Genomic DNA, 26,478 nt, shown 5'->3' on the forward strand with positions numbered 1-26,478 from the left:
TCCCTGTAGAGCCAGCACGATAGTGCCCGCCCACGTGGGCGCTGTCGCTGGCGAAAACCAACAAACGATAACCCCATCACAACAGCCGCCGCAGGGCGGCTTTTTCATGTCGAGGTTCCAATGGATTTTGATGAAGCCTTTGACCGGCTGATCAGTCATGAGGGCGGGTACGTCAATCACCCCGCTGACCCGGGCGGTGCCACCAACTTCGGTATCACTGAGCGGGTGGCTCGGGCGCATGGGTACCTGGATGACATGCGGCAGCTGACCCGCAGTCAGGCCAAAGAGATTTACCGGGTCGCCTATTGGGGCCGAGCGCGGGCCGACGAATATGACGGCGCTATCGGGTTCCAGCTGTTCGACGCTGCAGTGAATCACGGCATTGAGAACGCGGTGCGGTTCCTGCAGCGCGCAGTTGATGTTGCCGATGACGGTGACGTGGGCAGCATCACGCTCAATGCAGTGCGAGCGATGACCGTCACGGATGTGCTGATGCGCTTCAACGCGGAGCGCCTGCAGTTCTACACCAAGCTCTCCACCTGGCCCCAGTTCGGCAAGGGCTGGGCGCGGCGGGTAGTGGGCAACCTACGTTATGGAGCGGTCGACGCATGATGGGCTTACCTGGCAAGTACAAGCTGGCAGCGCAGATCGGCCTCACCGTCTTGTTGCTGATCGGTCTGGTCGGGTCAGGCTTCTGGGTCGGCTGGAGCTGGAACGGCGCAAACGGTCGAGCAGACGTGGCTGCAGCTGAGAAGCTGCACTCCGACACGCTGGGCGAGATTGCCCGAGCCGGGGCGCAGCAGCTGCGGCAGCAACAGGAGCGCTATGTAGAGCTGCAGGTGCAGCTGGCCGAGCAGGACAAACAGCACAATCAGGAGCTTACCAATGTACAGAAAAGCAATGTTCAGCTGGCTGTTGATCTCGCTGCTGCTAAGCGGCGGTTGTCAGTCCGTATCACCAGCCCTGCAGCCAGTGCCAGTGGAGTGCCTGCCGGTACCAGCGCCGCCAGCGTGGATGATGGAGCCGGAACCAGAGCAGACATACACCCAGCAACTGCAGCAGGTCTTGTCCGAGTGACTGGGCGGGCTGATGAGTGTCGTATAAGGTTAACTGCGTTGCAGGCTTGGGCGCGAAAGGTGGCGCCCGAGTGGGAGCCGGACGGGCAATAAACCCGCACTGGGCGGGTTTAAATCACCTCAATTGTGCAGCCCGGCAGGCAGAGGTAGGTGGTGCCATGCTCGTCCAGCATCTCAACGCTGGTGTAGCCGAGGCGGGCTGCCAGTTGGCCGCGCAGACGTTGAAACTCCCAGCCCTGATCGGCTACATCTTCCGGCTCGCAATCGTCGAGTGTTTCGCAGCCCGGTGCCATGATTGCGTTGGCAACATCTTCATTGCCGTCAGCAATTTCCAGAGCCGCGTCCCACGCGCCTTCGATCTCATAGTTCAGTTCGTAATCCGTCAGGTGGCGGGGCGATATAATGCGATGCAGTACGTCGCCGTGGCAGCCAGCAACGTCTTCATCCGGAGAGGCAAACACGCCACCGAACAGGCCTTCGTTGCGGATCTCGGTTACTGCGCTGAAGCCGCCGTGGAAAAGTTCTTTGCTCATGATGTTCTCCTTTCGAGACTCGCCGGGTTCCGCCGGTGCGGTGGGTAGGCTTCTTGCCTCTCCATGGGTCTAATTATATACACACCAATTAACCGCGCAAGGATTATGTGTGTATAAATTAAAGAGGCCGACGAACGGTCATTCCTTCACCGGCCGGACTACCGCTGGCATCGCGTCATAGTCCTCGATCCCGACGGGGATCGGCGGCATCCAGCGCAGATCAAACTTGCGCTCCGCAACGCGCTCCGGTGCTTTTGGCCCCTTCCAGAATCCATGCCAGTGCGCGCGGCGCACATGCGGGCGGGGGCGGGCTTTGCCCGTCTCCGGGTCTATGCTCTGCTGCCCCGTCTCTGCCGCGTGATACGCTCGGCGCAGGGCTGCGCCGATGCGCACGCCCACGTCCCACTCGCGGGTTTTCTCAGCCGGAAACAGCCGCCAGCCCTGTTTTGTGCGTTTGGGCTGCGGGTTGCTCGGGCGTTGGCCTGGGGTGCCGATCTCGTCCGGCTGGCTGCACAAAAACAGCAGCAGGCTGATGACGTGCTCCAGCTCGTCCAGCAGCGCGAGCAGGCCGGCCTGATCCTGTCGGCCCTGCTGCAGCTGCCCGGTCGCCCTGGTGTAGCCGGCCATCGTCGCCTGACGCATGGACTCATCAAGTGCGCGGTCCAGCGCCTCGGCCAGTGGCCAGCTACCCAGATGCAGGGGTAGGGGTGTCAGCTGGTCATCGCAATCAAACACCAGCCGCAGCTCATGCCCGCCGGAGTTGACGTCGTATTCCAAGTGCGCGAAAAACCCGTGCAGCGGCTGGCCGGTAAACGTCAGCCCGGGCGTCTCGATGTACACGCACCACTCAGGCAGGTGGTAGAGCACCTGGCAGGGTATGTCCCTGTCCACCGGCGTCTCGGCAACTCGCTCATATAGGGCCGGGTCAAACCGATAGATGCCCTGTGTCACCCGCCACGCGGCCAGCGCTCCAAGCCTGCCCACGTCTGCTGCCTGCGCAAGCGGGTCAGCGCCCGGGCTGGCAGTCACAATCGCGTGTACCCCGCCGAGCGGCAGAAAGCACCACTCCGGCCAGTCTGGCAGGTCCTTGCCTTTGTCCTGCCGGAAGGCGTCAATCTGGCGCCACGCGCCGGGGTACAGCTTCCCGGCGGTGATGAGGTGTTGCTTGGGCCGGGGTGCGCTCACTGCTCGCCCTCCGCCTGCGCCCGGGCAATCTCGATCGCACGGCGGATCCCGGCAGACAGATTGCCGTCGCCCAGCTGTTGGGCGTATTCGACTGACTCGTCGTCGATAAACACATTCCGGCGCTTGCCGTTGACTGTCGGCACCGGACCTGGCTTACGCTTTGCGATCTTCATCAGTTCCTTGTTGACCGTCATTTGCTCTCTCGCTCGCTCTGCAGCTGTCATGGATTTATAAGCTGCTGTCTGTGCAGCCCACGCTTCGGCAAGGGTCGATGCTTCGATATCCATTTCTGCTAGCTTGCTGTAGTCGCCCTCGAGGGCGGCGCATGCCGCCTTGTATACCGCTTCCGCCCCGTGCTCTCTGACCGCGTGCTGGATAGTGATCATGTCTGCCTCCTCAAGCCATGCGGGATTTTACGATTTGGATTTCCAGCTGAGTGACGCCAGCCTCCGCTTCGATCTTGGCCAGGTCCTTGGTGGCCACCTGGCCGTTTTTGCTGTACTTGGCAAGGGCGGCGCCCCATGCAGCTTTGTAGGTGGTGATGTTGCCGATGATGTGCTGGATGCGGGCTTCAGCCTTGGCTTCCGCTTCGGCCTGGGCAGCAGCCAAATGAGGGTTGTAGCCTTCGCCGCCTTCGTTGTGGGTCAGGTTGTACGCGGTAACTTTGTTCATGGTGTTCTCCGTTCGAGACTCGCCGGGTTCCGCCGGTGCGGTGGGTAGGCTTCTTGCCTCTCCATGGGTCTAATTATATACACACCAATTAACCGCACAAGGATTATGTGTGTATAAATTAAAGAGGCCGACGAACGGTCATGATGGGGTGTGCGCGGATTGGTGTTGCTACAAATTTGCTACAGGCGGTTTTATATTTATTATATCTGTATGATTTAATTGAAAAATAAAACTCAGGCGCTCCAATCCATCATCGGCGCAACGCTGAAGCGGCGATTGGGCTCTTGGCGCGTGGTTGCTGGGCTGGATGTGGGTTCCGGGTGCATTTCTGACTGCCTGTTAGGTTGCTGAACTCTGCTGCCAACCCCTTTGCGCGCTGCTGGCGTTGATGCTGTGAGAGGCCTGCGATGGTGTCCGACGGGCTGGGGGCGAGCAGTTTATCAGGAAAGTCGGTGCTCGGCGGTAGCCTGTCCGATCGGCGGGGCTGCTATGCCTTTGGCGTCGGGCTTGCGTTGGGTCTGTATCGATTGCTGTCCCTGTCACGATTGCATCCTTACAATGCGACCCTTTTCGCAAAAGCTCAGTGTTTATGAAGTCTCTGATCGTTTCCCTTTTTGTTCTGCTGTGTGTTGTTCCCCATGTGTTTGCCGATGCGCCCGAGGGGTTCTCTGCGGCCAAGGCTGTGGCCAAGCGGCATATTTTCTTTGATGAGTTTGCCTTGGAGCAGGGTGACCTGTACTGCGGTTGTCGCTGGGACTGGGTAGGGCGATCCGGGGGGCGAATTGATGCCGATTCCTGCGGCTACGAAACCCGGGCCCAGCAGGTTCGGGCTGAGCGCATTGAATGGGAGCATATCGTGCCGGCCTGGGTATTCGGTCATCAGCGCCAGTGCTGGCAGAGCGGTGGTCGGCGCAATTGTACGGCGCAGGACCCGGTATTCCGTGCCATGGAGGCTGATTTGTTCAACCTCTATCCCGCCGTCGGCGAGGTTAACGGCGATCGCAGCAACTACCAGTATGCGATGGTACGCGGGGTATCGCCGCAGTATGGTGCCTGCCCGTCAAAGATCGACTTCAAGGGGCGGGCTGCCGAGCCGCGGGATGAGGTCAAGGGGCTGGTCGCGCGGGTGCATTTTTACATGTACGACCGTTATGGGTTGTCGATGTCCCGTCAGCAGCAGCAATTGCTGATGGCCTGGGATCGGCAGCATCCGGTGAGTGAGTGGGAGCGTGAATGGAGCGATCGTACCGCACGGGTGATGGGCCATGAAAATCCGTTTGTGACAGGTGCAGCCGTGTGGACGCGTGGCCATCGGCCGTCCCGTTCTGGCCTGGTATCGGCAGCGCCGGAGACTGGTCAGCCGGCGTCCATCAGGTCAGGTGTGATCATCGGCAACCGTAACAGCCGGGTATATCACCTGCCGGACGGCTGCCCGAGCTACGATCGAGTCGCGGAGCGTAATCAGGTGCATTTCGAGAGTGAAGAGCAGGCGCAGAGGGCGGGCTTCAGCAAGGCGGGCAACTGCCGTTAGTACCTGTCTGCCGGGCGGTGCGCTCTGCGGTGACGCCGCCATTCACCCCGTTGATAGCATCGTGATCACGGCAGGCGTAGTGCTTTCGTACCCGGCAGCGATCGGACAGACTCATTGTTAAGCCCGTTCCAGACGGCTTTTGCCCGCCGCAGAGCGAGGCGCTACAACAACAATAGAGGTCAGCCCATGCAGCAGCCACAACAAGCCAGAAATGCCTGGCGTGTGCTCTTCCTTCTTTTCCTGGCGAACATGTTCAACTTTTTCGACCGCACCATTCCGGCGATCATTATTGAGCCGCTGCGCATGGAGTGGGATCTGAGCGACTTTCAGCTCGGCCTGGGCGGTACGGCCTTTACGGTCATCTATGCGCTGGCCGGCATTCAGCTCGGCCGCATGGCTGACATCGGCTCGCGCCGCAAGATCATGGGCTGGGGCCTGGCGGTCTGGAGCGGCTTTACTGCGCTGACCGGTGCTGCCTGGAACTTCTGGAGCTTCCTGATTATTCGCATGGGTGTCGGCGTGGGCGAGGCAAGCTATGCCCCTGCGGCAAATTCGCTGATTGGCGACCTGTTCCCGGCGCACAAGCGTGCCCGCGCCATGGGTATTTTCATGCTGGGCCTGCCGCTTGGGCTGCTGCTGGCGTTCTTTACGGTTGGCGCCATGGTCGAGGCATTCGATAGCTGGCGTGCGCCGTTCTACATTGCTGCTGTCCCGGGCCTTGTGCTGGCGGTCTTCGTGTTCATGATCAAGGAACCTGCCCGTGGCGCTGCCGAGGTGGTCAGGACCAGCGCGGCACCGGTCGACAAGCCGATGCGCAAGATATTCGCGGTGCGTACCTTCTGGTGGCTGACGCTGGCCGGGCTGGCCTACAACTTTGCATCCTATGCCTGCAACTCGTTTATGGTGCCGATGCTGCAGCGGTACTTTCACCTGTCGTTGCAGCAGGCCGCGGTGTCCACCGGCGTTATCGTGGGTGTGACGGGCCTGATCGGTCTGGTTACGGGCGGTTGGATTGCCGACAAGGTTCATCAGCGCTGGGCAACCGGGCGACTGATGTTCGGCGCGATCAGCATGCTGATCTCCGCGCTCGCCACCGGCTACGCGTTGCTGCAGGATGAGATTGCGATTGGTCTGTTTATCACCGTGTTCTCGATCGGCTGGCTCTTTTCCTACAACTACTTCACCAGCGTTTACACCGCCATTCAGGATGTGATCGAGCCGCGTCTGCGTGGCACGGCGGTGGCCCTGTTCTTCGCCTGTCTGTATCTGCTCGGCGGTGGCATGGGGCCGGTTGTGGTCGGCTTGCTGTCAGATCAGTTTGCCGAGGCGGCCCGGGTCGCGGCCGGCGCTGCGGAGATGAACGAGCTGTTCAAGGCTCAGGGGCTGCATGACGCCATGATTTCTATTCCGGTTGCACTGCTGGCGGCCATGGCCGCGCTGCTGATGGGCGCGCGCTCCTTCGTTGCGGACAGCAAACGGATGGAGGCGTCGATGGCAGCCGATGCACAGCTGATCGACGAGGCTGATGCTGCTTCAGCACCGGCGTGAAGCTGGTGCTGCACTTGCTGTCTTCTTGGTGAGGACAGGGCAGGGGCCGCTCCCCCGGCTTGCCTGAACCGCGCACGGTGTTACCTGTGCAAGCTCATCAGGTGTAACTGTCGTGCCCGGGCTGCAGGGCATCGAGCAGGTTACCAACCTTGGTGAGGGTTTCCTGGTATTCGGCGTCCAGTTCGGAGTCGGCAACGACGCCGCCGCCGCCCCAGCAGTAGATGCTGCCCTGGTGGCATACCAGGCTGCGAATGGCGATATTGAAATCCATCTGGCCTTCGCAGCCAAGGTAGCCAACACTGCCGCAATACAGGCTGCGACGCACCGGTTCCAGCTCCTCGATAATCTGCATGGCGCGAATCTTCGGCGCGCCGGTGATCGACCCGCCGGGAAAGGCGCGCATCAGCAGGTCGATGGCATCGCTGTCGCTGCGCAGGCGGCCGGTGATACTGCTGACCAGATGGTGCACGTTGGGATAGCTTTCCAGGCTGAACAGCTCAGGTACCCGAATGCTGCCGGGCTCGCAGCTGCGACCGAGATCGTTGCGCAGCAGGTCGACGATCATGAGGTTCTCCGCCCGGTCCTTTTCGCAGCGCTGCAGTTCTTCGGCCAGCGCTTGATCCTGCTGCGGTGAGCTGCCCCGCGGCCGCGTACCCTTGATCGGCCGCGTCTCCACCCGGCCGTTCTGAACTTCGATAAAACGCTCGGGCGACAGGCTCAGCAGGGTGCCGCCAGCCATTTCCAGATAGGCAGAGAAAGGCGTGGGGCTGCGCTCGCGCAGCGCGCAATAGGCGCTGAGGGGATCGCCCTGGTAATGGCTGCTGAACCGTTGGGCCAGGTTGATCTGATAACAGTCACCGGCATGAATGTAATCCTGAACCCGGGCGAAGGCCTCAGCGTACTGTGCCTTGCCTTGTTCGGCCGCGAAAGGCTCGCATAGCGAGAATGCTTGCCTGGGTGCCGGGTTGCTGCCCAATTGCCTGAGCAGCGCCTGCTGCCGTTCGCTGGGCACCTGGGGATGGCAGACCAGCCAGCAGCGCTGAAGCTGATGGTCGCTGACTACGCTCCAGTCGTAGAGGCCGAAACTGAGGTCCGGCAGAGCAATGTCGTGCCGTGCAAGGCAGGGCAGGGACTCCAGCTGGCGACCGTAGTCATAGGCCAGGTAACCGACCAGCCCCGCGCCAAACGGTAAACGCAGGTCGCCGGGCCAGCGAGCCGGCCCAAGCTGTTGCAGGGCTGCACGCAGGTGCTGTTGCACCTGTGCAGCGGGCTGGTCATCGATGATCTGCAGCAGCGGGCCTGCACAAAGGATGCTGTAGCGACCGAGCTGGTTGCGCCGGTCCGCCGAGTCGAGCAGCACCGGCGCGCCAAGGGCGCGCACGGACTCAAGCCGGGGGGTCGGATCAGCCTGGTAGGGCAGCTCGTGCAGCCGATACGCGGGAGTGTCTCCGGTCATGCGGTGCCGGCGTTCGCCTCGTCGCTGGACATCGGCGCATTGGGCAGCTTGCCGAAGTGCTTCTGGGAAAACGCAACGCGCTCTTCAACGGATTCCTCGCGGCCTTCCTTTTTCAATTGGGCGAGGTGCCGCTCGACGATGTGCGCGCGGGTAGTCAGGCCGGCATCGTTGGCGATCTGAATGTTCAGGCCGGGTCGGGCGTTGAGCTCCAGAATCAGCGGACCCTTGTCCTGATCCAGCACCAGATCCACGCCGATGTAGCCCAGGCCCGACAGCTCATAGCAGGACGCCGCCAGACGCATGAAGCCGTTCCAGTCCGGCAGCTGCACGCCGTCCACCTCGTTGGTGGTGTCCGGGTGCTTGCTGATGATCTTGTTCAGCCAGGTACCCTTGAGGGTGATGCCGGTTGCCAGATCGACCCCCACACCGATGGCGCCCTGGTGCAGGTTGGCCTTGCCGTTCGATTGCCGAGTCGGCAGTCGCAGCATGGCCATGACCGGGTAGCCCATCAGGCAGATAATGCGAATGTCCGGCACACCTTCATAGCTGATGCTCTTGAAGATCTGGTCCGGGGTAACACGGTATTCGATCAGCACGCGGTCGCGGTGACCGCCGAGCGAGTAAAGCCCGGACAGGATGCTGGAGATGTGATGGCCGATTTCATCGCGGCTGATGATCTTGCCACCGACGGTTTTGTACATGCCCTCGAAGCGGTCGGCGATGACAATGATGCCGTCGCCGCCTGCGCCCTGCGCCGGTTTGATCACGAAGTCGCGATGATTGGCAACGATACTGTCGAACTTGTCGAAGTCTTTCTCGGTTTCGATGATGCCGTACAGCTCCGGCACGTGAATGCCGGCGGCGATGGCGCGCTCCTTGGTCAGGATCTTGTCGTCCACCACCGGGTACAGGTGCCGCTTGTTGTACTTGAGCACGTAATCGGCGTTACGCCGGTTGATGCCCATCACACCGGCGTCGGATAGTGCTTTCCAGGTTTTCCAGAAAAACATGTCGGCTCCTCAGCTCTTGATCAGCGCCTTGAAGCGCATCAGCTCGGTGAGGCGGTAACCGCGGTAGCGACCCATTGCCAGCATGAAGGCCACCAGAATCAGCAGCACAGCCGGGAAGGTGAAGACGAAGTAGGTCAGCTCCGGAATGGTCATCAGCAGATGAGCCAGGGTTGCGGCAATCAGGGTGCCTACGGCTGCCTTCAGAGACTGCGCACCACCGCGCTCTTCCCAGGTGATGGACAGGCGCTCGATGGTCATGGTCAAAATCACCATCGGGAACAGCGACACGGCCAGTGCCTTTTCCAGCCCCAGCTTGTGGCTGAACAGACTGATTGCAGCGATGACCAGCACCACGAAGGTCAGTACCACGGACAGGCGCGGCAGCATCTGCAGCTTGAGGTGTTCAAGATAGGAGCGCAGCGACAGGCCCAGGGCGGTGATCAGGGTAAATAGCGCAATACCCCAGCCCAGTTCGGTTTCACGGAAGGCGAGAGCGATCAGTACCGGGGTAAACGTACCCAGAGTCTGCATGCCGATCAGGTTACGCAGAATCAGAATTACCAGCACGCCGACCGGGATCATGATCATGACCTGATAAACCCGCTGGGATTGCAGGGGCAGGCCGTACAGGGAGTACTCGAGCAGCGCCGACGCGCTGTTCTGGGTAGTCAGCTTGGCCAGGCGCAGGGCGTTCATCTCACTGTTGCTGACAGTCAGCGTCACGTTGGCCTGACGACCGCCTTCCAGGGCCAGCAGCGGATCACTGCCGGTCCACCAGACCAGGCGGTTATCGGGAATACCCTGTTGCCCGGTTTCCGGGTGGAAATACAGCCAGCGCTCGCCGTTGTAGCTGCGCAGCCAGAGTTCAGGCGTCTGGGCTTCGGTGTTTTCCAGGCGGATGGTGTGTACCAGCTCCAGCGGGATGCGCGCGTTGGATAGCAGAAGGTCGATGACCCTGGCTTTGTCCATTGCGCTGGTGCCACCGGCCAGCAGCAGCTTGACGTTATCGTCGGTGATGTCGTTGACGCGGCGAATGGTTTCGCTGATGAAGGTCTCGATATCCGCCGAGTGCTGGCGAATCGGGTTGATCAGCGCGTCAGCTGCGACCTGTTCCGGCCCTTCCAGCTGGACCGGTTGCGGTGTTGGCGGCGGCGCGGCCTTGGCCTGCTCTTCGCTGTAGCGCTTGGTCAGCACCAGACGGTAGTAGAGCGTCTGGGTGCCGCTGGCACGGCGCGAGGACCAGGTAACCCTGCGGTTGCCCTTCTGGTTGTTGATGCTCACGCCGTAGTTGTTGGAGATAAAGCTCTCATTCAGGCTGACGTACTCCTGATCGAGCGGCGGAATGAAAAACTGCGCCTTGATCGGTGTGCCGGGAACAGCGCGAAACTCTACTTTCGCATCGAGGCTCCAGATATCGTCGGTTTCATCCTCGGTAACCGGAATATCAAGGACATAGATCTGGTAACCGGTAATGAGTACGCCGAGGGCAACCAGCGTGGCGATCAGGATCTTCAGGTGCAGATTTATTGATTGCATAGTTATCTCAACAACTGTTGTAGGGCGGCCTGTCTTTAGGGCACTCCGGCAGGCGCGGCAGGCTGGCGGCATCTTAGCATGCGCACACGGCCGCTCGTAGATACCCCCGACCCCCTTTTTTTGCGGCCTCTGGCAGACCTTTATTAAAGTCCCGGGTTCCGTCGGATTGTTGGCAGGATTCCGCCGAAACCGTCAATTGAGCATAGTGCAATTCGGTTGATTCGGTAGATTGTTGACAATCCGTTGTTTTGGGGCGCAAAATTCAATCCGTTTTCAACTTGGCAAACAGGATTGTAGACAATTGGCTGAGGCGACCCTTGAGGGACCTGCACAGACGCTGTCAGATGGTGCGTTCGAGCGTATCCAGGCGGCGATCGTCAAGGGCGAGATTGCCCCGGGTACCCGTATCAGCGAACAGTATCTGTCCACGACCTTTGGCATTGGTCGTGGGCCGTTGCGTGAGGCGATTCGCCGGCTTGAGGGGCGTCGTCTGGTGGTACGCATTCCCCATGCCGGGGTGCGGGTCGTGTCTCTCGACTACGCTGAACTGATTGAGCTGTATCACGTTCGCGAAGCGCTGGAGGGCATGGCCTGTCGGCTGGCCGCGCAGAACATGACCGATGACGAGATTGCTGCGCTGCGCGATGTGCTTGCCATGCATGAGCAACATAGCGGGCTCAAGGCCAACAAGTCCTACTACCAGCAGGAAGGCGATCTGGATATCCACTATCTGATCGTGCAGGGCAGCAAGAACCGCACCCTGAGTCACATGCTCTGTGATGAGCTCTATCAGTTGGTGCGCATGTACCGCTACCGTTTCTCGACCACCCCCAAACGGCCGAAGCAGGCCTTTGCCGAACACCACAATATTATTCAGGCCATCGCCGACCGCGATGGCGAGCTGGCGGAAATGCTGATGCGCCGTCATATCAGCGCATCTCGCCGCAACATCGAGCGTCGACTGCAGGAGCAGGGCGATGCTGTCACTTCCTCAGGAGGAACAGTCTGATGTCGAAAACCCCGGGTAAACGTTTCCGCGAAGCACTTGCTGCCGAAAGTCCGCTGCAGATTATCGGTGCCATCAACGCCAACCACGCGCTGCTGGCCAAGCGCGCCGGTTTCCAGGCTATCTACCTGTCAGGTGGCGGTGTCGCTGCCGGCTCCCTGGGTCTTCCGGATCTGGGTATCAACACTCTGGAAGACGTGCTGATCGACGTGCGTCGCATCACTGACGTCTGCGACCTGCCGCTGCTGGTCGACATCGACACCGGCTTTGGCCCGAGCGCGTTCAACATCGAGCGTACCGTCAAGAGCCTGATCAAGGCCGGCGCTGCTGCTGCCCATATCGAAGACCAGGTTGGCGCCAAGCGCTGCGGTCATCGTCCGGGCAAGGAAATCGTCTCCACTGAAGAGATGGTCAACCGCATCAAGGCGGCAGTCGATGCCAGGACCGATCCGGACTTCTTCCTGATTGCCCGTACCGACGCCATCCAGGCTGAAGGTGTGGATGCGGCGATCGAGCGTTGCAAGGCCTATGTTGAGGCCGGTGCCGACGGCATCTTCGCTGAAGCCGCCTACGATCTGCCCACCTACGAGCGCTTCGTGAAAGAGCTGAACGTACCGATCCTGGCCAACATCACCGAGTTCGGTGCCACTCCGCTGTTTACCCGTGAAGAGCTGGCCTCGGTTGGCGTTGCCATTCAGCTGTACCCGCTGTCTGCCTTCCGCGCTGCCAACAAGGCTGCCGAGAACGTGTACAACGCGATCCGCACCGAAGGCCATCAGCAGAACGTGATCGACACCATGCAGACCCGTGCCGAGCTGTACGATCGCATCGGTTATCACGCGTTCGAGCAGAAGCTGGACGCCCTGTTTGCTGCCGGCAAGAAGTAAATCCCGGTATTGGCCCCGCGCAGGCGGGGCCGTCATTCATCTATAAGAACGATCCGTGAGGAGACCAACGCATGACGTCCAACACCGAGACCCCGACTTTCAAGCCGAAGAAGTCTGTTGCCCTGAGCGGCACGGCTGCCGGCAACACCGCGCTGTGCACCGTCGGTCGCAGCGGTAACGATCTGCACTACCGTGGCTACGATATCCTGGATGTGGCCACCACCTGCGAATTCGAAGAAATCGCCCACCTGCTGGTGCACGGCAAGCTGCCGACCATCGCCGAACTGACTGGCTACAAGGCCAAGCTGAAAGCGCTGCGCGGCCTGCCGGCTGCGGTCATGGCTGCCCTCGAGCAGCTGCCGCCGTCTGCCCACCCGATGGACGTGATGCGTACCGGTGTGTCCGTTCTGGGCTGTGTGTCCCCGGAGAAGGACGATCACAACCACCCGGGTGCGCGTGATATTGCCGATAAGCTGATGGCTTCTTTTGGTTCCATGCTGCTGTACTGGTACCACTTCAGCCACAACGGCAAGCGCATCGACGTCGAGACCGACGACGACTCCATCGGCGGTCACTTCCTGCACCTGCTGCACGGTGAGAAGCCGCGTGAGTCCTGGGTGCGCGCGATGCACACCAGTCTCAACCTGTACGCCGAGCACGAGTTCAACGCCTCTACCTTTACCAGCCGTGTGATCGCCGGTACCGGCTCCGACATGCATTCGTGTATCGCCGGTGCGATTGGCGCACTGCGTGGTCCGAAGCACGGCGGCGCCAACGAAGTCGCCTTCGAGATCCAAAAGCGCTATGACAACCCGGATGAGGCTGAGGCCGACATCCGTGCCCGCGTCGAGAAGAAGGAAGTGGTCATTGGCTTCGGTCACCCGGTTTACACCGTCTCCGATCCGCGCAACAAGGTGATCAAGGAAGTGGCTCGCCAGCTGTCTGCCGAGCAGAACAACACCAAGATGTATGACATCGCCGAGCGTCTGGAAAGCGTGATGTGGGAAATCAAGAAGATGTTCCCGAACCTCGACTGGTTCAGCGCCGTGAGCTACCACATGATGGGCGTGCCCACCGCGATGTTCACGCCGCTGTTCGTGATTGCCCGTACCGCCGGCTGGTCCAGCCACGTGATTGAGCAGCGTATCGACGGCAAGATTATTCGTCCGAGCGCCAACTACGTTGGCCCAGAAGATGTGCCGTTCGTGGCACTCAAGGATCGCAAGTAAGATGAACACCCAATTCCGCAAAGCCCTGCCGGGTACACAGCTGGATTACTTCGACGCCAAAGCGGCGGTTGAAGCGATCCAGACCGGTGCCTGGGCCAAGCTGCCCTATACCTCCCGCGTGCTGGCCGAGCAGCTGGTACGTCGCTGCGATCCGGCGGACCTGACCGCCTCGCTGGAGCAGCTGGTTTACCGCAAGCGCGATCTGGACTTCCCCTGGTATCCGGCGCGCGTCGTGTGCCACGACATTCTCGGTCAAACCGCGCTGGTCGATCTGGCCGGCCTGCGTGACGCCATCGCCGAGAAGGGTGGTGACCCGTCCAAGGTCAACCCGGTGGTACCGACCCAGCTGATCGTTGACCACTCGCTGGCGGTCGAAGCGCCCGGCTTCGACCCGGATGCGTTCGAGAAGAACCGCGCCATCGAAGACCGTCGCAACGAAGACCGCTTCCACTTCATCGAGTGGACCAAGACCGCGTTCAAGAACGTTGACGTGATTCCGGCCGGTAACGGCATCATGCACCAGATCAACCTGGAGAAGATGAGCCCGGTGATTCAGGCGCGTGAAGGCGTTGCCTTCCCTGACACCTGTGTCGGCACCGATTCTCACACTCCGCACGTTGACGCCCTGGGCGTTATCGCTATCGGCGTGGGTGGTCTGGAAGCCGAGACCGTGATGCTCGGTCACCCGTCGATGATGCGTCTGCCCGACATCGTCGGTGTCGAGCTGACCGGCAAGCGTCAGCCCGGTATCACCGCGACCGACATCGTTCTGGCGCTGACCGAGTTCCTGCGTCAGGAGCGGGTCGTCGGTGCCTATGTCGAGTTCTTTGGCGAAGGTGCAGACAGCCTGACCATCGGCGACCGTGCCACGATCTCCAACATGTGCCCCGAGTACGGTGCAACCGCCTCGATGTTCTACATCGACGGTCAGACCATTGATTACCTCAAACTCACCGGTCGCGAGCCCGAGCAGGTGGCGCTGGTCGAGACCTACGCCAAAGAGCTGGGTCTGTGGAGCGATGCGCTCAAGACCGCCGAGTACGAGCGCGTGCTGCGCTTTGATCTGGGTAGCGTGGTGCGCAACATGGCCGGGCCAAGCAATCCTCACCGTCGCCTGCCGACCTCGGCGCTGGCCGAGCGCGGTATCTCCGACGAAGCCAAGTGGGAGGCGGGTAAAGAGGAAGAGGCTAACGGCCTGATGCCCGATGGCGCGGTGATCATCGCTGCCATCACCAGCTGCACCAATACCTCCAACCCGCGCAACGTGGTTGCCGCCGGTCTGCTGGCCAAGAAAGCCAACGAGCTGGGCCTGGTGCGCAAGCCCTGGGTGAAAACCTCCTTTGCGCCGGGTTCCAAGGTCGCCAGGCTGTACCTGGAAGAGGCTGGCCTGCTGACCGAGCTGGAGAAGTTGGGCTTCGGTATCGTTGCCTACGCCTGCACCACCTGTAACGGCATGTCCGGCGCGCTGGACCCGAAAATCCAGCAGGAAATCATCGATCGCGACCTGTACGCCACCGCTGTGCTGTCCGGTAACCGCAACTTTGATGGTCGTATCCATCCGTACGCCAAGCAGGCGTTCCTGGCGTCGCCGCCGCTGGTGGTGGCCTATGCCATTGCCGGTACCGTGCGCTTCGATATCGAGCAGGACGTGCTGGGCACCGACAAGGATGGCAATCCGGTCACCCTGAAAGACCTGTGGCCGAGCGACGAAGAAATCGACGCCATTGTGGCCTCCAGCGTCAAGCCGGAACAGTTCCGCCAGATCTACATCCCGATGTTCGATCTGGGCAGCGTGCAGGAAGCCGAAAGTCCGCTGTACGACTGGCGCCCGATGTCCACCTATATCCGTCGCCCGCCGTACTGGGAAGGCGCGCTGGCCGGTGAGCGTACGCTCAAGGGCATGCGCCCGCTGGCGATCCTGCCGGACAACATCACCACCGATCACCTGTCGCCGTCCAACGCGATTCTGATGAACTCGGCGGCGGGTGAATACCTGCACAAGATGGGCCTGCCGGAGGAGGACTTCAACTCCTACGCGACCCACCGTGGTGACCACCTGACCGCGCAGCGCGCGACCTTTGCCAACCCGCAGCTGGTCAACGAGATGGCCGTGGTGGATGGTGAGGTCAAGAAGGGCTCGCTGGCCCGGGTTGAGCCAGAAGGTCAGGTCATGCGCATGTGGGAAGCGATTGAAACCTATATGAACCGCAAGCAGAACCTGATCATCATCGCCGGTGCCGACTACGGTCAGGGCTCGTCCCGTGACTGGGCGGCCAAAGGCGTGCGCCTGGCGGGTGTTGAGGTGATCGTGGCCGAAGGCTTCGAGCGCATTCACCGTACCAACCTGGTTGGCATGGGCGTGCTGCCGGTCGAGTTCAAGCCGGGTACTACCCGGCTGACGCTGGGCCTGGACGGTACCGAGACCTATGACATCAAGGGTGAGGTATCGCCGCGCTGCGATCTGACCCTGGTGATCAATCGCCGCAATGGTGAGGTCGTTGAGGTGCCGGTCACCTGCCGTCTGGACACCGCTGCCGATGTCAGCGTGTACAAGGCGGGTGGGGTGCTGCAGCGCTTCGCCAAGGACTTCCTTGAGTCAGAGCAAGGTTGATCCAGTACCGGGGCGCTTGCGCCCCGGTGTTCTTTTCAGGAGACGTTTTCATGGCTCATGCAGCCCAAGTCAAAATTCCCGCTACCTACATTCGTGGCGGTACCAGTAAAGGTGTGTTCTTCCGTCTGCAGGATTTGCCCGAGCGCTGCCAGGTGCCGGGCGAGGCGCGTGACAAGCTGTTCATGCGCGTAATCGGCAGCCCCGATCCGTACAGTGCGCACATCGACGGCATGGGCGGTGCCACCTCGTCGACCTCCAAGTGCGTGATTCTGTCGAAAAGCAGCCAGCCCGAGCACGACGTCGATTACCTCTATGGTCAGGTCTCGATCGACAGTGCCTTCGTTGACTGGAGTGGCAACTGCGGCAACCTGTCGACCGCCGCGGGTGCCTTTGCTATTCACGCCGGTCTGGTTGATCCGGCGCGGATTCCGCAGAACGGCACCTGTGTGGTGCGCATCTGGCAGGCCAACATTCAGAAAACCATCATTGCCCATGTGCCGATCACCAACGGTGAAGTGCAGGAAACCGGTGATTTCGAACTGGATGGCGTGACCTTCCCGGCGGCCGAAATCGTGCTGGAGTTCCTGGATCCGTCCGATGACGGCGAAGAGGGCGGCTCGATGTTCCCCACCGGCAACCTGGTCGACGACCTGGACGTACCCGGTGTCGGTACCTTCAAGGCGACCATGATCACCGCGGGTATCCCGACCGTGTTCGTCAATGCCGAAGACATCGGCTACCAGGGCACCGAGCTGCGCGAGGACATCAACAGTGATCCGGCCCAGCTGGCACGCTTTGAGCAGATTCGTATCGCCGGTGCGCTGCGCATGGGGTTGATCAAAACGCCGGAAGAAGCCGCCAAGCGTCAGCACACGCCGAAGATTGCCTTCGTGTCGCCGCCCAAGACCTATCGGGCTTCCAGTGGCAAGCAGATCGAGGCGTCTGACGTCGATCTGCTGGTGCGCGCCCTGTCCATGGGCAAGCTGCATCACGCCATGATGGGCACCTGCGCGGTCGCCATTGGCACGGCGGCGGCGATCCCCGGTACGCTGGTCAATCTGGCTGCCGGTGGCGGCGAGCGCGAAGCCGTGCGCTTTGGTCACCCATCCGGCTCGCTGCGTGTCGGCGCTGAAGCCAGACAGGTCGATGGTCAGTGGGTCGTCACCAAAGCCATCATGAGCCGCAGCGCGCGGATCCTGATGGAAGGCAACGTCCGGGTACCCGGCGACGCGTTCTGATGTGCTGAGCTCCGCCGCGTGCTAGGCTCGTTCGACTCTGGTAACGCGGTGGAGCAATTGCATGAATCTGAATCTGTCGGGCCGGCGCGCGCTGGTCTGTGGTGCAAGTCAGGGGCTGGGCGAGGCCTGCGCCCGTCAATTGGCCGAGCAGGGCGCAGAGGTGGTACTGCTGGCTCGTTCACTCGACAAGTTGCAGTCGGTACGCGATAGCCTGGCAACCGGGCACGGTCAGCGCCACAGGGTGCTGGCGGTTGACGCCCACGATCGTGCGGCGCTGGCAGGCGCGCTGGTCAACGAGCTGGAGCAGGGCGGAGCCATTCATATCTGGCTCAACAACACCGGTGGCCCGGCGCCCGGACGCGCCAGTGACGCCGAACCCGACGCCTATGCCGCTGCACTCACGCAGCACATGGTGCATGCCCAGGTCATCCTCAGGCATCTGCTGCCGGGGATGCGCAGCGCCGGTTACGGGCGCATCCTCAATGTGCTGTCCACTTCGGTCAAGCAACCGCTGGCCAATCTGGGTGTATCCAACACGGTGCGGGCTGCTGTCGCCAACTGGGCCAAAACCCTGGCGTCGGAGCTGGGCGCCGATGGCATTACTGTCAACAACGTGCTGCCCGGGCTGACACAAACCCCCAGACTGGATAGCCTGATTGCCAACACTGCCGCGCGCAGCGAGCGGTCGGAAGAGCAGGTTGCCAAGGCTATGGCGGCCAGCGTGCCGGCAGGACGTTTTGCCGAGCCGGCCGAGTTTGCCAGTGCCGTCGGCTTTCTCGCCTCGCCAGCGGCTGCCTATATCAATGGCATCAATTTGCCGGTGGATGGCGGCATGACCGGTTCGCTCTGACCGTATGCGCGAAAACAAAAACGCCCGGCACTGGCCGGGCGTTTTTATGTCTGCGGCAGCAGTCTGCTCAGCTGTGCAGATGCTCGCAGGCGTGCAGGGTATTTTCCAGCAGGCAGGCACGGGTCATCGGGCCTACACCGCCCGGCACCGGCGTGATCCAGCTGGCGCGCTCGGCGGCCGGGCCGAACTCCACGTCGCCAACCAGGCGGCCGTCGTCCATGCGGTTGATACCCACATCAATCACGATCGCGCCCGGTTTGATCCACTCGCCCTTTACCAGTCCGGGCTTGCCGGCGGCAACCACGACCAGGTCGGAGCGGCGAATGTGGTCTTCCAGATTCTTGGTAAAGCGATGAGTCACAGTAGTGGTGCAGCCAGCCAGCAGCAGCTCCAGCGCCATGGGTCGTCCGACGATATTGGAGGCGCCAACGACGGTTGCGTCCATGCCGTACAGGTCGGCACCAGTGCTCTTGAGCAGGCGCACGATACCCATGGGCGTGCAGGGGCGCAGCAGTGGCATGCGCTGGGCCAGGCGGCCGATGTTATAGGGGTGGAAGCCGTCCACATCCTTGTCGGGGCGGATGCGCTCCAGCAGCTGGGAGGCCTCCAGGTGGGCCGGCAGCGGCAACTGAACCAGAATGCCGTCGATTTCCGGATCGTCGTTCAGGTGGTCGATCAGGTCGAGCAGCTCCTGCTGGCTGGTGGTCGCCGGCAGGTCATGCGAACGGGACAGGAACCCGACTTCTTCGCAATCCTTGCGCTTGTGCGAAACATAGACCTGGGAGGCCGGGTCACTGCCGACCAGAATGACAGCCAGGCCCGGCAGACGCAGACCGTTTTGCTTGCGTTCGGCAACTTTACTGGCGATTTCCTTGCGGAGGTTGGCGGCAATCTGCTTGCCATCAATGAGTTGGGCGTTCATGGGGTTCCTGACGCAGAAAAAAGTGGCGCTATTGTGGCATGCCGGACCCCGCGGAAAAAGGGCGAGCAGGGCAGGTTGTCGGAAAACCCCGAAGACTGTGCTGAATTGTCATGCGGCTATTGATGGTCAGTGCAGGGAATCAGGATAACTTCCTCATGTGATTAAATTTTTTTGTTCTGAGCGTTGACGTGGTGGGCGTCGCTAAGTATTATTCGCCCCGCTTCACAAACACAGCGACACCGGTTTGGAAGGCGACCAGGCAGCACTGAATCGGCGTCACAAGTTGATTCGGAATCTCAGTCCTAGCGGGCGAAAGAATGCACAGGGCGCCCGTAGCTCAGCTGGATAGAGCATCCGCCTTCTAAGCGGATGGTCGCAGGTTCGAGTCCTGCCGGGCGTGCCATTAAGGCAAGGCTGTGTGGTCGAGAAGCATGTAGTGGTGGGCGTAGCTCAGTTGGTAGAGCACAGGATTGTGACTCCTGTTGTCGTGGGTTCGATCCCCATCGTCCACCCCACTTATTCAAGAAAATGCCAGGCTCTGCCTGGCGTTTTCGTTTGAAGCGCTGCAAAGCGGACGTGGTGAAATTGGTAGACACACCAGATTTAGGTTCTGGCGCCGCGAGGTGTGAGAGTTCGAGTCTCTCCGTCCGCACCATCTTTTAGTCGGATTGATGCATGTCCGATGGCTTCAGCAAAAACCGCCTTGCAAGGGCGGTTTTTGGTTTCTGGCGTTCGTGGATTTCGTTCACTTCTTTTTGGCTGCTTTTATTCCCTGTTTGAGTTTTTCGTGAGTGCCGTAAGCGCAGGCGAGCAGGGCGATGGTCGTGAGCGGGGTGGCGAGGGCGTCCGTTGCGCAGGGTGTCCTTGCGAGTGTTCGATGTCGTGAACCGGGTTGCTGGAATAGGACGAGCGAGCGGTCCGTTTTTTCAGAAACGGGGCGTTGATGGTGAGTGGGCAGGCGTTGTTTGGCGCTTTATCGTTGCGGTGATGACTTCTGCCATTCAAGCGACTAGAATGTCGTCCCTTTGGAATCTACCAATAACCATTTTCTTTGTCTGTTGAACGAGGACTATCCATGCAAGTTTCGGTTGAAACCACTTCCGGCCTCGAGCGCCGTATGACCGTAGGCATTCCTGCCGATCGTATTGAAAACGAGGTCAACAAGCGTCTGCAGCAGACCGCCAAGCGCGCCCGCGTTGATGGTTTCCGTCCTGGCAAGGTGCCGATGAGCGTTATTCGTAAGCGCTTCGGTGCTTCCGCTCATCAGGAAGTTATCGGCGAAGTGATCCAGTCCTCTTTCTACGAAGCCATCATGCAGGAAAAGCTGAACCCGGCCGGTGCGCCGAGCGTTGAGCCCAAGAGCATGGAAGCTGGCAAGGATTTCGAATACGTTGCCACCTTCGAAGTCTACCCGGAAGTCACTCTGGCCGGTTTCGAGGCTATCAGCGTTGAACGTCCCGAGTCCGAAGTGACTGAAGCTGACGTCGACACCATGCTGGAAACCCTGCGCAAGCAGAACACCCGCTTTGAAGCGGTTGAGCGTGCTGCCGAGAACGGTGATCAGGTCACTATCGACTTCGTTGGCAAGATCGACGGCGAAGCATTCCAGGGCGGCACTGCCAATGGCACCAATCTGGTTCTGGGTTCCGGCCGCATGATTCCGGGCTTTGAAGAAGGCCTGGTCGGTGCCAAGGCGGGCGACAGTCTGACCCTGAACGTTACCTTCCCTGAGGATTATCAGAACCTGGATCTGGCCGGTAAGGCCGCCGAGTTCGAAACGACCGTTCAGGCCGTTGCTGCGCCGGCTCTGCCGGAACTGAACGACGAGTTCTTCGCCCAGTTCGGTGTGAACGAAGGTGGTCTGGAAGGCTTCCGCGCCGAAGTTCGCAAGAACATGGAGCGTGAGCTGCGTCAGGCGATCAAGACCAAGGTCAAGGGCCAGGTCATGGACGGTCTGCTGAAGACCAACACCGTTGAGGTGCCGAAGGCGCTGATCAGCAACGAGATTGATCGTCTGCGCGAGCAGGCTGTTCAGCAGTTTGGCGGCGCCAACATCCAGGCCAGCCAGCTGCCGGCCGAGCTGTTCGAAGAGCAGGCCAAGCGTCGCGTCAGCCTGGGTCTGATCGTGGCTGAAGTGGTCAAGCAAAACGACATCAAGCCGGACAACGATCGCGTTCGCGCCATGGTTGAAGAGCTGGCCTCTGCTTACCAGGAGCCGGAGCAGGTCATCAACTGGTACTACCAGAATGAGCAGCAGCTGGGTGAAATCCAGTCGGTTGTGCTGGAAGAACAAGTCGTGGATACTGTGCTGCAGAAGGCGCAAGTGACTGATAAGAAAGTCGCTTATGAAGAGGCCGTGAAGCCGGCACAACCTGCTCAGGTTGAAGCTGGTGAGGCCGAGGAAGCTAAAGCAGACGAGTAATTCGCTGCCGCTTTCCGTCAACGCAAGCCAGCCTTCGGGCTGGCTTGTGTGTTTTTGCGACTAGCACATTCGGAGTGACAGGAATCCATGACCCAAAACAGCTTTATGCAGTTGCCCCCAGACGTGAAGGCCGCAGGCGGTCTGGTCCCGATGGTGATCGAGCAGTCTGCTCGGGGCGAACGTTCCTATGACATTTATTCGCGGCTGCTGAAAGAGCGCGTCATCTTCCTCGTGGGTCAGGTGGAAGATTACATGGCCAACCTGGTCGTGGCGCAGCTGCTGTTCCTTGAATCGGAAAACCCCGACAAGGACATCCATCTGTATATCAATTCGCCGGGCGGCTCAGTAACTGCCGGCATGGCGATCTACGACACCATGCAGTTCATCAAGCCGAACGTCAGCACCCTGTGCATTGGTCAGGCGTGCAGCATGGGTGCACTATTGCTGGCTGGCGGCGCTGCCGGCAAGCGCTTCTGCCTGCCGCACGCGCGGATGATGATTCACCAGCCGCTGGGCGGTTTCCAGGGTCAGGCGTCTGACATCGAGATCCATGCCCGCGAGATCCTGTTCATTCGCGAGCGTCTGAACAAGGTGTTGGCGGACCATACCGGTCAGCCGCTGGACGTGATTGCCCGCGACACCGATCGTGATCGCTTCATGAGTGGTGCCGAGGCGGTCGAGTACGGTCTCATCGACCAGGTTCTGGAGTCGCGCGCCGGCGCCGAGTAAACGCTGTTTAACGCCGGCTTGCCCTGTGCTCCGTGTCCCTCCCTGAGGCTGGCGCGGGGCTGTCTGGCCGGTGCAAGTTGATCGGATCGCACTTGCAAAGTGGGGCCAATGCCCCCATCTTTGTATTCGAGAGCGATTCAAGAGTAGGGGTTTTCGATGACCGATATGACTGGGAAGGGCGACGACAACGGCAAGTTGCTGTATTGCTCCTTCTGCGGCAAGAGCCAGCATGAAGTGCGCAAGCTGATTGCCGGCCCCTCCGTGTTTATCTGCGATGAGTGCGTTGACCTGTGCAACGACATCATTCGCGAGGAAGTACAGGAAAGTCAGACCGAGAGCAGTCAGCAGAAGCTGCCGACGCCGGTCGAAATCTGCTCGATTCTGGACCAGTATGTGATTGGTCAGCAGCGAGCCAAGAAAGTGTTGTCTGTTGCGGTCTACAACCACTACAAGCGGCTGAATCAGCGCCAGGGCAAGGATGATGTCGAGCTGGGCAAGAGCAACATTCTGCTCATCGGCCCGACCGGTTCCGGCAAGACGCTGCTGGCCGAGACGCTCGCGCGCCTGTTGAACGTGCCGTTCACCATTGCCGACGCCACGACACTGACTGAAGCCGGCTACGTTGGTGAAGATGTTGAAAACATCATTCAGAAACTGCTGCAGAAGTGCGATTACGATGTCGAGAAGGCCCAGATGGGTATTGTCTACATCGACGAAATCGACAAGATTTCGCGCAAGTCCGATAACCCGTCCATCACGCGTGACGTGTCGGGTGAAGGTGTTCAGCAAGCGCTGCTGAAGCTGATCGAAGGTACTGTTGCGTCCGTTCCGCCGCAAGGTGGACGCAAGCATCCGCAGCAGGAGTTTTTGCAGGTAGATACCCGCAATATCCTGTTTATCTGCGGTGGTGCGTTTGCCGGGCTGGAAAAGGTCATCCGTGATCGCTCCGAGAAGAGCGGTATCGGCTTCAATGCAACCGTTCGCAGCAAGGACGGCGGCAAGAAGGTCGGTGATACCCTGAAAGATGTCGAGCCGGACGATCTGGTGCGTTTCGGTCTGATCCCTGAATTTGTTGGCCGTCTGCCGGTCATCGCAACGCTGAATGAACTGGATGAAGAGGCATTGATCCAGATTCTGACAGAGCCGAAGAACGCGCTGACCAAGCAGTATGCGCGCCTGTTCGACATGGAAGGTGTGGAGCTGGAGTTCCGTAACGATGCGCTGAAGGCAATCGCCTCCCGTGCACTGGAACGCAAGACCGGCGCCCGTGGCCTGCGCTCCATTTTGGAGAGTGTGCTGCTGGAAACCATGTATGAAATCCCCTCTGCTGAAAATGTCAGCAAGGTGGTCATCGACGAAAACGTAATCAGCGGTGACGCCAAGCCGCTGCTGATCTACGAAACGCCGGAGCAGCCGCCCAAGGCCGTCCCGGAAGACTGACAGTCGATGCTGCAGCGCCGCCCTCGGGCGGCGTTGTTGTTTTCGGGTTGCGGTTCTGCAGCCGGATTGTCATTGATGCCGTTTCCGCGCTTGTAATTTTCCGCAGCAGCCCCCATGTTGAATTCATGACATCTACACGTATCGGTGCCGCATTGCAGGGTACCCTTCATCGAGCGAGCCTCTGCCATGACGACTTCTAGCGAATTCCCGCTCCTGCCACTGCGCGACGTAGTGGTTTACCCCCATATGGTCATCCCGCTGTTTGTCGGGCGTGACAAATCCATTCAGGCGCTCGACGCCGCCATGTCGGCCAACAAGCAAGTGCTGCTGGTTGCCCAGCGGGACCCGGGTGATGACGATCCGGGCCGCGACGGTCTTTACGAGATGGGTACCCTGGCTACCATCCTGCAGCTGCTCAAGCTGCCTGACGGCACGGTGAAGGTGCTGGTTGAGGGTGAGCGCCGGGCCCGTATTACCGAACTCGACGATATTGGCAGCTATCAGCGTGCCGAGGTCGAGTTGCTGGATGACTCGGCGCTGGATGAGCGCGAGGCCGAGGTGCTGGTGCGCAGCCTGATGGGGCAGTTTGAGCAGTTCGTTCAGCTCGGCAAGAAGGTTCCGGCCGAGGTGGTGTCTTCCCTGTCCAGTATTGAAGAGCCTGGCCGTCTGGTTGACACCATGGCAGCGCACCTGTCGCTCAAGCTGGATGAAAAACAGAAGATTCTTGAAATTCTGCCGCTGCGTGACCGGGTTGAGCACGTGCTTGGTGTTCTGGACGGCGAAATCGATCTGCTGCAGGTCGAGAAGCGTATCCGCGGCCGGGTCAAGAAGCAGATGGAGCGCAGTCAGCGCGAGTACTATCTGAACGAGCAGATGAAGGCCATCCAGAAAGAGATGGGTAATCTCGAGGATGGCCACAGCGAGTTTGATGATCTGCGTCGCAAGATTGACGAGGCGGGCATGAGTGAAGAGGCGCTGGCCAAGGCGAATGCCGAGCTGAACAAGCTGAAGATGATGTCACCCATGTCGGCTGAGGCCACGGTTGTGCGCTCCTACATTGACTGGCTGACCGCGGTGCCGTGGAAGAAGGCGACCAAGGTCAAGCACGACATCCAGCGCGCCGAGAAGGTGCTCGAAGAGGATCACTATGGCCTGGAAGAGGTCAAGGAGCGCATTCTCGAGTATTTGGCGGTGCAGAAGCGGGTACGCAAGCTGAAAGGGCCCGTCCTGTGTCTGGTGGGCCCTCCGGGCGTCGGCAAGACGTCATTGGGCGAGTCGCTGGCGCGTGCAACCAATCGCGAGTTTGTGCGCATGGCCCTGGGTGGCGTGCGTGACGAGGCCGAGATTCGTGGTCACCGCCGCACTTACATTGGTTCCATGCCGGGCAAGCTGATTCAGAAAATGACCAAGGCCGGGGTCAAGAACCCGCTGTTCCTGCTCGATGAAATCGACAAGATGGGGCAGGACATGCGCGGCGATCCGTCGTCAGCGCTGCTGGAAGTACTTGATCCCGAGCAAAATCACGCCTTCAACGATCATTATCTGGAGGTGGATTACGATCTCTCGGATGTGATGTTCATCTGTACTTCCAACTCGATGAACATCCCGGCGCCGCTACTGGACCGGATGGAGATCATCCGCATTCCGGGTTACACCGAAGACGAGAAGATCAACATTGCCCAGCGTTATCTGGTGCCCAAGCAGACCAAGAACAACGGGCTGAAAAAGGGCGAGCTGACCTTCACCCAGGAGTCCCTGCGTGACCTTATCCGCTACTACACCCGTGAAGCGGGCGTGCGTGGCCTGGAGCGCCAGATTGCCAAGGTCTGTCGCAAGGTCGTCAAGGAACAGTCCGCCGAGCGCAAGCCCAAGCCGGTGGTGCTGGACGAGGCGCTGCTTGAGCATTACCTGGGCGTACGCAAGTTCAAGTACGGGCTGGCCGAGGAGAGCGATCAGGTTGGTCAGGTAACGGGCCTGGCCTGGACTCAGGTGGGCGGTGAACTGCTCAGTCTGGAAGCGGTTGTGGTGCCCGGCAAGGGCCGTCAGATCAAGACCGGTTCGCTCGGTGACGTGATGCAGGAGTCGATCAGTGCGGCGCTGACTGTGGTGCGCAGTCGTGCTGCGAGCCTCGGTATTGCGGCTGATTTTCACGAGAAGAACGACATTCACATCCACGTGCCGGAAGGGGCAACGCCCAAGGATGGTCCGAGTGCCGGTATCGGCATGTGCACCGCACTGGTGTCGGCGTTGACCGGGATTCCGGTACGTGCAGATGTCGCGATGACCGGCGAAATCGCGCTGCGCGGGCAGGTTCTGCCAATCGGCGGGCTGAAGGAAAAACTGCTTGCGGCGCACCGTGGAGGCATCCGTACCGTGATCATTCCGCACGACAACGTACGTGATCTGAAGGAAATTCCGGAGAAGATCCGCCAGGATATCGAGATCAAACCGGTGAAATGGATTGACGAAGTGTTGGCTATTGCGCTGCAATACGCGCCGGAGCCCTTGAAAGAAGGGGTTGAAGAGATGGTGGCAAAGGATGACAATCGCGAGACTGATGAAAAGGGACGCATCAGTACTCACTGATAGGATCGTCA

22 protein-coding genes and 3 tRNA genes are annotated in these 26,478 nt (G+C 60.4%); 17 read left to right on the forward strand and 8 right to left on the reverse strand.

Annotation, left to right across the window (positions count from 1 at the left end; all coding sequences use genetic code 11):
- The first annotated feature begins 120 nt into the window (after positions 1 to 120).
- Together B7O88_RS04365 and B7O88_RS04370 are read left to right on the forward strand one after the other, a co-directional pair.
- Positions 121 to 612 (forward strand): glycoside hydrolase family 108 protein, encoded by a 492-nt coding sequence (locus tag B7O88_RS04365; RefSeq protein ID WP_088274000.1) that lies wholly within the window; start codon positions 121 to 123, stop codon positions 610 to 612.
- Positions 609 to 1,169, forward strand: coding sequence for a lysis system i-spanin subunit Rz (locus tag B7O88_RS04370; protein ID WP_088274001.1), 561 nt, complete (start codon positions 609 to 611; stop codon positions 1,167 to 1,169). Before B7O88_RS04365 ends, B7O88_RS04370 begins: the two co-directional genes overlap by 4 nt.
- Positions 1,170 to 1,186: 17 nt before the next feature.
- Here B7O88_RS04370 and B7O88_RS04375 read toward each other — a convergent pair whose 3' ends face one another.
- The 4 genes from B7O88_RS04375 to B7O88_RS04390 form a co-directional block, all read right to left on the reverse strand.
- Entirely contained in the window at positions 1,187 to 1,609 is a 423-nt protein-coding gene (locus tag B7O88_RS04375; protein WP_088274002.1) for an AcrIF11 family anti-CRISPR ADP-ribosyltransferase, read from the reverse strand.
- A 138-nt stretch (positions 1,610 to 1,747) separates the two neighbouring features.
- The gene (locus tag B7O88_RS04380) at positions 1,748 to 2,794 is read right to left on the reverse strand and encodes an AcrVA2 family anti-CRISPR protein (RefSeq protein WP_088274003.1); all 1,047 of its coding nucleotides are present in this window, start codon (positions 2,792 to 2,794) and stop codon (positions 1,748 to 1,750) included.
- Positions 2,791 to 3,180 carry a hypothetical protein gene (locus B7O88_RS04385; RefSeq protein ID WP_088274004.1) on the reverse strand — a complete coding sequence of 130 codons (390 nt, stop codon included), beginning with the start codon at positions 3,178 to 3,180 and terminating at the stop codon, positions 2,791 to 2,793. Before B7O88_RS04385 ends, B7O88_RS04380 begins: the two co-directional genes overlap by 4 nt.
- Positions 3,181 to 3,190: 10 nt before the next feature.
- Positions 3,191 to 3,466, reverse strand: a complete 276-nt coding sequence (locus B7O88_RS04390; protein ID WP_088274005.1) for a hypothetical protein — start codon at positions 3,464 to 3,466, stop codon at positions 3,191 to 3,193.
- A 589-nt stretch (positions 3,467 to 4,055) separates the two neighbouring features.
- Between B7O88_RS04390 and B7O88_RS04395 the strand changes: the two genes are divergently transcribed.
- Together B7O88_RS04395 and B7O88_RS04400 are read left to right on the forward strand one after the other, a co-directional pair.
- On the forward strand, positions 4,056 to 4,997 hold the full coding sequence (locus tag B7O88_RS04395; RefSeq protein ID WP_088274006.1) for an endonuclease: 942 nt from the start codon (positions 4,056 to 4,058) through the stop codon (positions 4,995 to 4,997).
- A 186-nt stretch (positions 4,998 to 5,183) separates the two neighbouring features.
- Positions 5,184 to 6,545 carry a spinster family MFS transporter gene (locus B7O88_RS04400; RefSeq protein ID WP_088274007.1) on the forward strand — a complete coding sequence of 454 codons (1,362 nt, stop codon included), beginning with the start codon at positions 5,184 to 5,186 and terminating at the stop codon, positions 6,543 to 6,545.
- 97 nt (positions 6,546 to 6,642) lie between these two features.
- On the opposite strand, the gene pabB is transcribed toward B7O88_RS04400, so the two are convergent.
- From pabB to rloB, 3 genes are read right to left on the reverse strand one after another with little or no spacing between them, the layout of a single operon-like run.
- Complete coding sequence (gene pabB, locus B7O88_RS04405; RefSeq protein WP_088274008.1) at positions 6,643 to 8,001, reverse strand: aminodeoxychorismate synthase component I; 1,359 nt, start codon at positions 7,999 to 8,001, stop codon at positions 6,643 to 6,645.
- The gene (locus B7O88_RS04410) at positions 7,998 to 9,011 is read right to left on the reverse strand and encodes an alpha-L-glutamate ligase-like protein (protein WP_088274009.1); all 1,014 of its coding nucleotides are present in this window, start codon (positions 9,009 to 9,011) and stop codon (positions 7,998 to 8,000) included. The genes pabB and B7O88_RS04410 overlap by 4 nt, the downstream gene beginning before the upstream one ends.
- Before the next feature lie 9 nt (positions 9,012 to 9,020).
- Entirely contained in the window at positions 9,021 to 10,547 is a 1,527-nt protein-coding gene (gene rloB / locus B7O88_RS04415; RefSeq protein WP_088274010.1) for an osmotic stress tolerance membrane protein RloB, read from the reverse strand.
- 301 nt (positions 10,548 to 10,848) lie between these two features.
- Between rloB and B7O88_RS04420 the strand changes: the two genes are divergently transcribed.
- The 6 genes from B7O88_RS04420 (at position 10,849) to B7O88_RS04445 (ending at position 18,368) form a co-directional block, all read left to right on the forward strand.
- Positions 10,849 to 11,556, forward strand: coding sequence for a GntR family transcriptional regulator (locus B7O88_RS04420; protein ID WP_088274011.1), 708 nt, complete (start codon positions 10,849 to 10,851; stop codon positions 11,554 to 11,556).
- Positions 11,556 to 12,440 carry a methylisocitrate lyase gene (gene prpB / locus B7O88_RS04425; RefSeq protein ID WP_088274012.1) on the forward strand — a complete coding sequence of 295 codons (885 nt, stop codon included), beginning with the start codon at positions 11,556 to 11,558 and terminating at the stop codon, positions 12,438 to 12,440. The genes B7O88_RS04420 and prpB overlap by 1 nt, the downstream gene beginning before the upstream one ends.
- Positions 12,441 to 12,511: 71 nt before the next feature.
- Positions 12,512 to 13,669: a bifunctional 2-methylcitrate synthase/citrate synthase gene (prpC, locus tag B7O88_RS04430; RefSeq protein ID WP_088274013.1), complete on the forward strand. Its 1,158-nt coding sequence runs from the start codon at positions 12,512 to 12,514 to the stop codon at positions 13,667 to 13,669.
- 1 nt (position 13,670) lies between these two features.
- Positions 13,671 to 16,280 carry a Fe/S-dependent 2-methylisocitrate dehydratase AcnD gene (gene acnD, locus B7O88_RS04435; RefSeq protein WP_088274014.1) on the forward strand — a complete coding sequence of 870 codons (2,610 nt, stop codon included), beginning with the start codon at positions 13,671 to 13,673 and terminating at the stop codon, positions 16,278 to 16,280.
- A 50-nt stretch (positions 16,281 to 16,330) separates the two neighbouring features.
- Positions 16,331 to 17,518, forward strand: coding sequence for a 2-methylaconitate cis-trans isomerase PrpF (gene prpF, locus B7O88_RS04440; RefSeq protein ID WP_088274015.1), 1,188 nt, complete (start codon positions 16,331 to 16,333; stop codon positions 17,516 to 17,518).
- A gap of 61 nt (positions 17,519 to 17,579) precedes the next feature.
- Positions 17,580 to 18,368, forward strand: a complete 789-nt coding sequence (locus B7O88_RS04445) for an SDR family oxidoreductase (protein ID WP_088274016.1) — start codon at positions 17,580 to 17,582, stop codon at positions 18,366 to 18,368.
- A gap of 67 nt (positions 18,369 to 18,435) precedes the next feature.
- Here the strand turns inward: B7O88_RS04445 and folD are convergent, their stop codons facing one another.
- Positions 18,436 to 19,290, reverse strand: a complete 855-nt coding sequence (gene folD, locus B7O88_RS04450) for a bifunctional methylenetetrahydrofolate dehydrogenase/methenyltetrahydrofolate cyclohydrolase FolD (RefSeq protein ID WP_088274017.1) — start codon at positions 19,288 to 19,290, stop codon at positions 18,436 to 18,438.
- Between the two features lie 326 nt (positions 19,291 to 19,616).
- Between folD and B7O88_RS04455 the strand changes: the two genes are divergently transcribed.
- The 7 genes from B7O88_RS04455 to lon all read left to right on the forward strand — a co-directional run bounded on the left by B7O88_RS04455 (position 19,617) and on the right by lon (position 26,467).
- Positions 19,617 to 19,693: transfer RNA gene (locus B7O88_RS04455), tRNA-Arg, on the forward strand.
- 36 nt (positions 19,694 to 19,729) lie between these two features.
- Positions 19,730 to 19,805 (forward strand) — tRNA-His (locus B7O88_RS04460).
- A gap of 55 nt (positions 19,806 to 19,860) precedes the next feature.
- Positions 19,861 to 19,945, forward strand: a tRNA-Leu gene (locus tag B7O88_RS04465).
- A 420-nt stretch (positions 19,946 to 20,365) separates the two neighbouring features.
- A complete protein-coding gene (gene tig, locus B7O88_RS04470; protein ID WP_088274018.1) occupies positions 20,366 to 21,712 on the forward strand; it encodes a trigger factor in 1,347 nt (448 codons plus the stop codon).
- Positions 21,713 to 21,799: 87 nt separating this feature from the next.
- A complete protein-coding gene (gene clpP / locus B7O88_RS04475; protein ID WP_088274019.1) occupies positions 21,800 to 22,441 on the forward strand; it encodes an ATP-dependent Clp endopeptidase proteolytic subunit ClpP in 642 nt (213 codons plus the stop codon).
- 156 nt (positions 22,442 to 22,597) lie between these two features.
- Positions 22,598 to 23,881, forward strand: coding sequence for an ATP-dependent Clp protease ATP-binding subunit ClpX (clpX, locus tag B7O88_RS04480; RefSeq protein ID WP_088274020.1), 1,284 nt, complete (start codon positions 22,598 to 22,600; stop codon positions 23,879 to 23,881).
- A 186-nt stretch (positions 23,882 to 24,067) separates the two neighbouring features.
- Positions 24,068 to 26,467, forward strand: a complete 2,400-nt coding sequence (gene lon / locus B7O88_RS04485; RefSeq protein ID WP_088274021.1) for an endopeptidase La — start codon at positions 24,068 to 24,070, stop codon at positions 26,465 to 26,467.
- The last annotated feature ends 11 nt before the right edge of the window (positions 26,468 to 26,478 follow it).

The organism is Halopseudomonas aestusnigri, from assembly GCF_002197985.1.
GTDB lineage: Bacteria > Pseudomonadota > Gammaproteobacteria > Pseudomonadales > Pseudomonadaceae > Halopseudomonas > Halopseudomonas aestusnigri.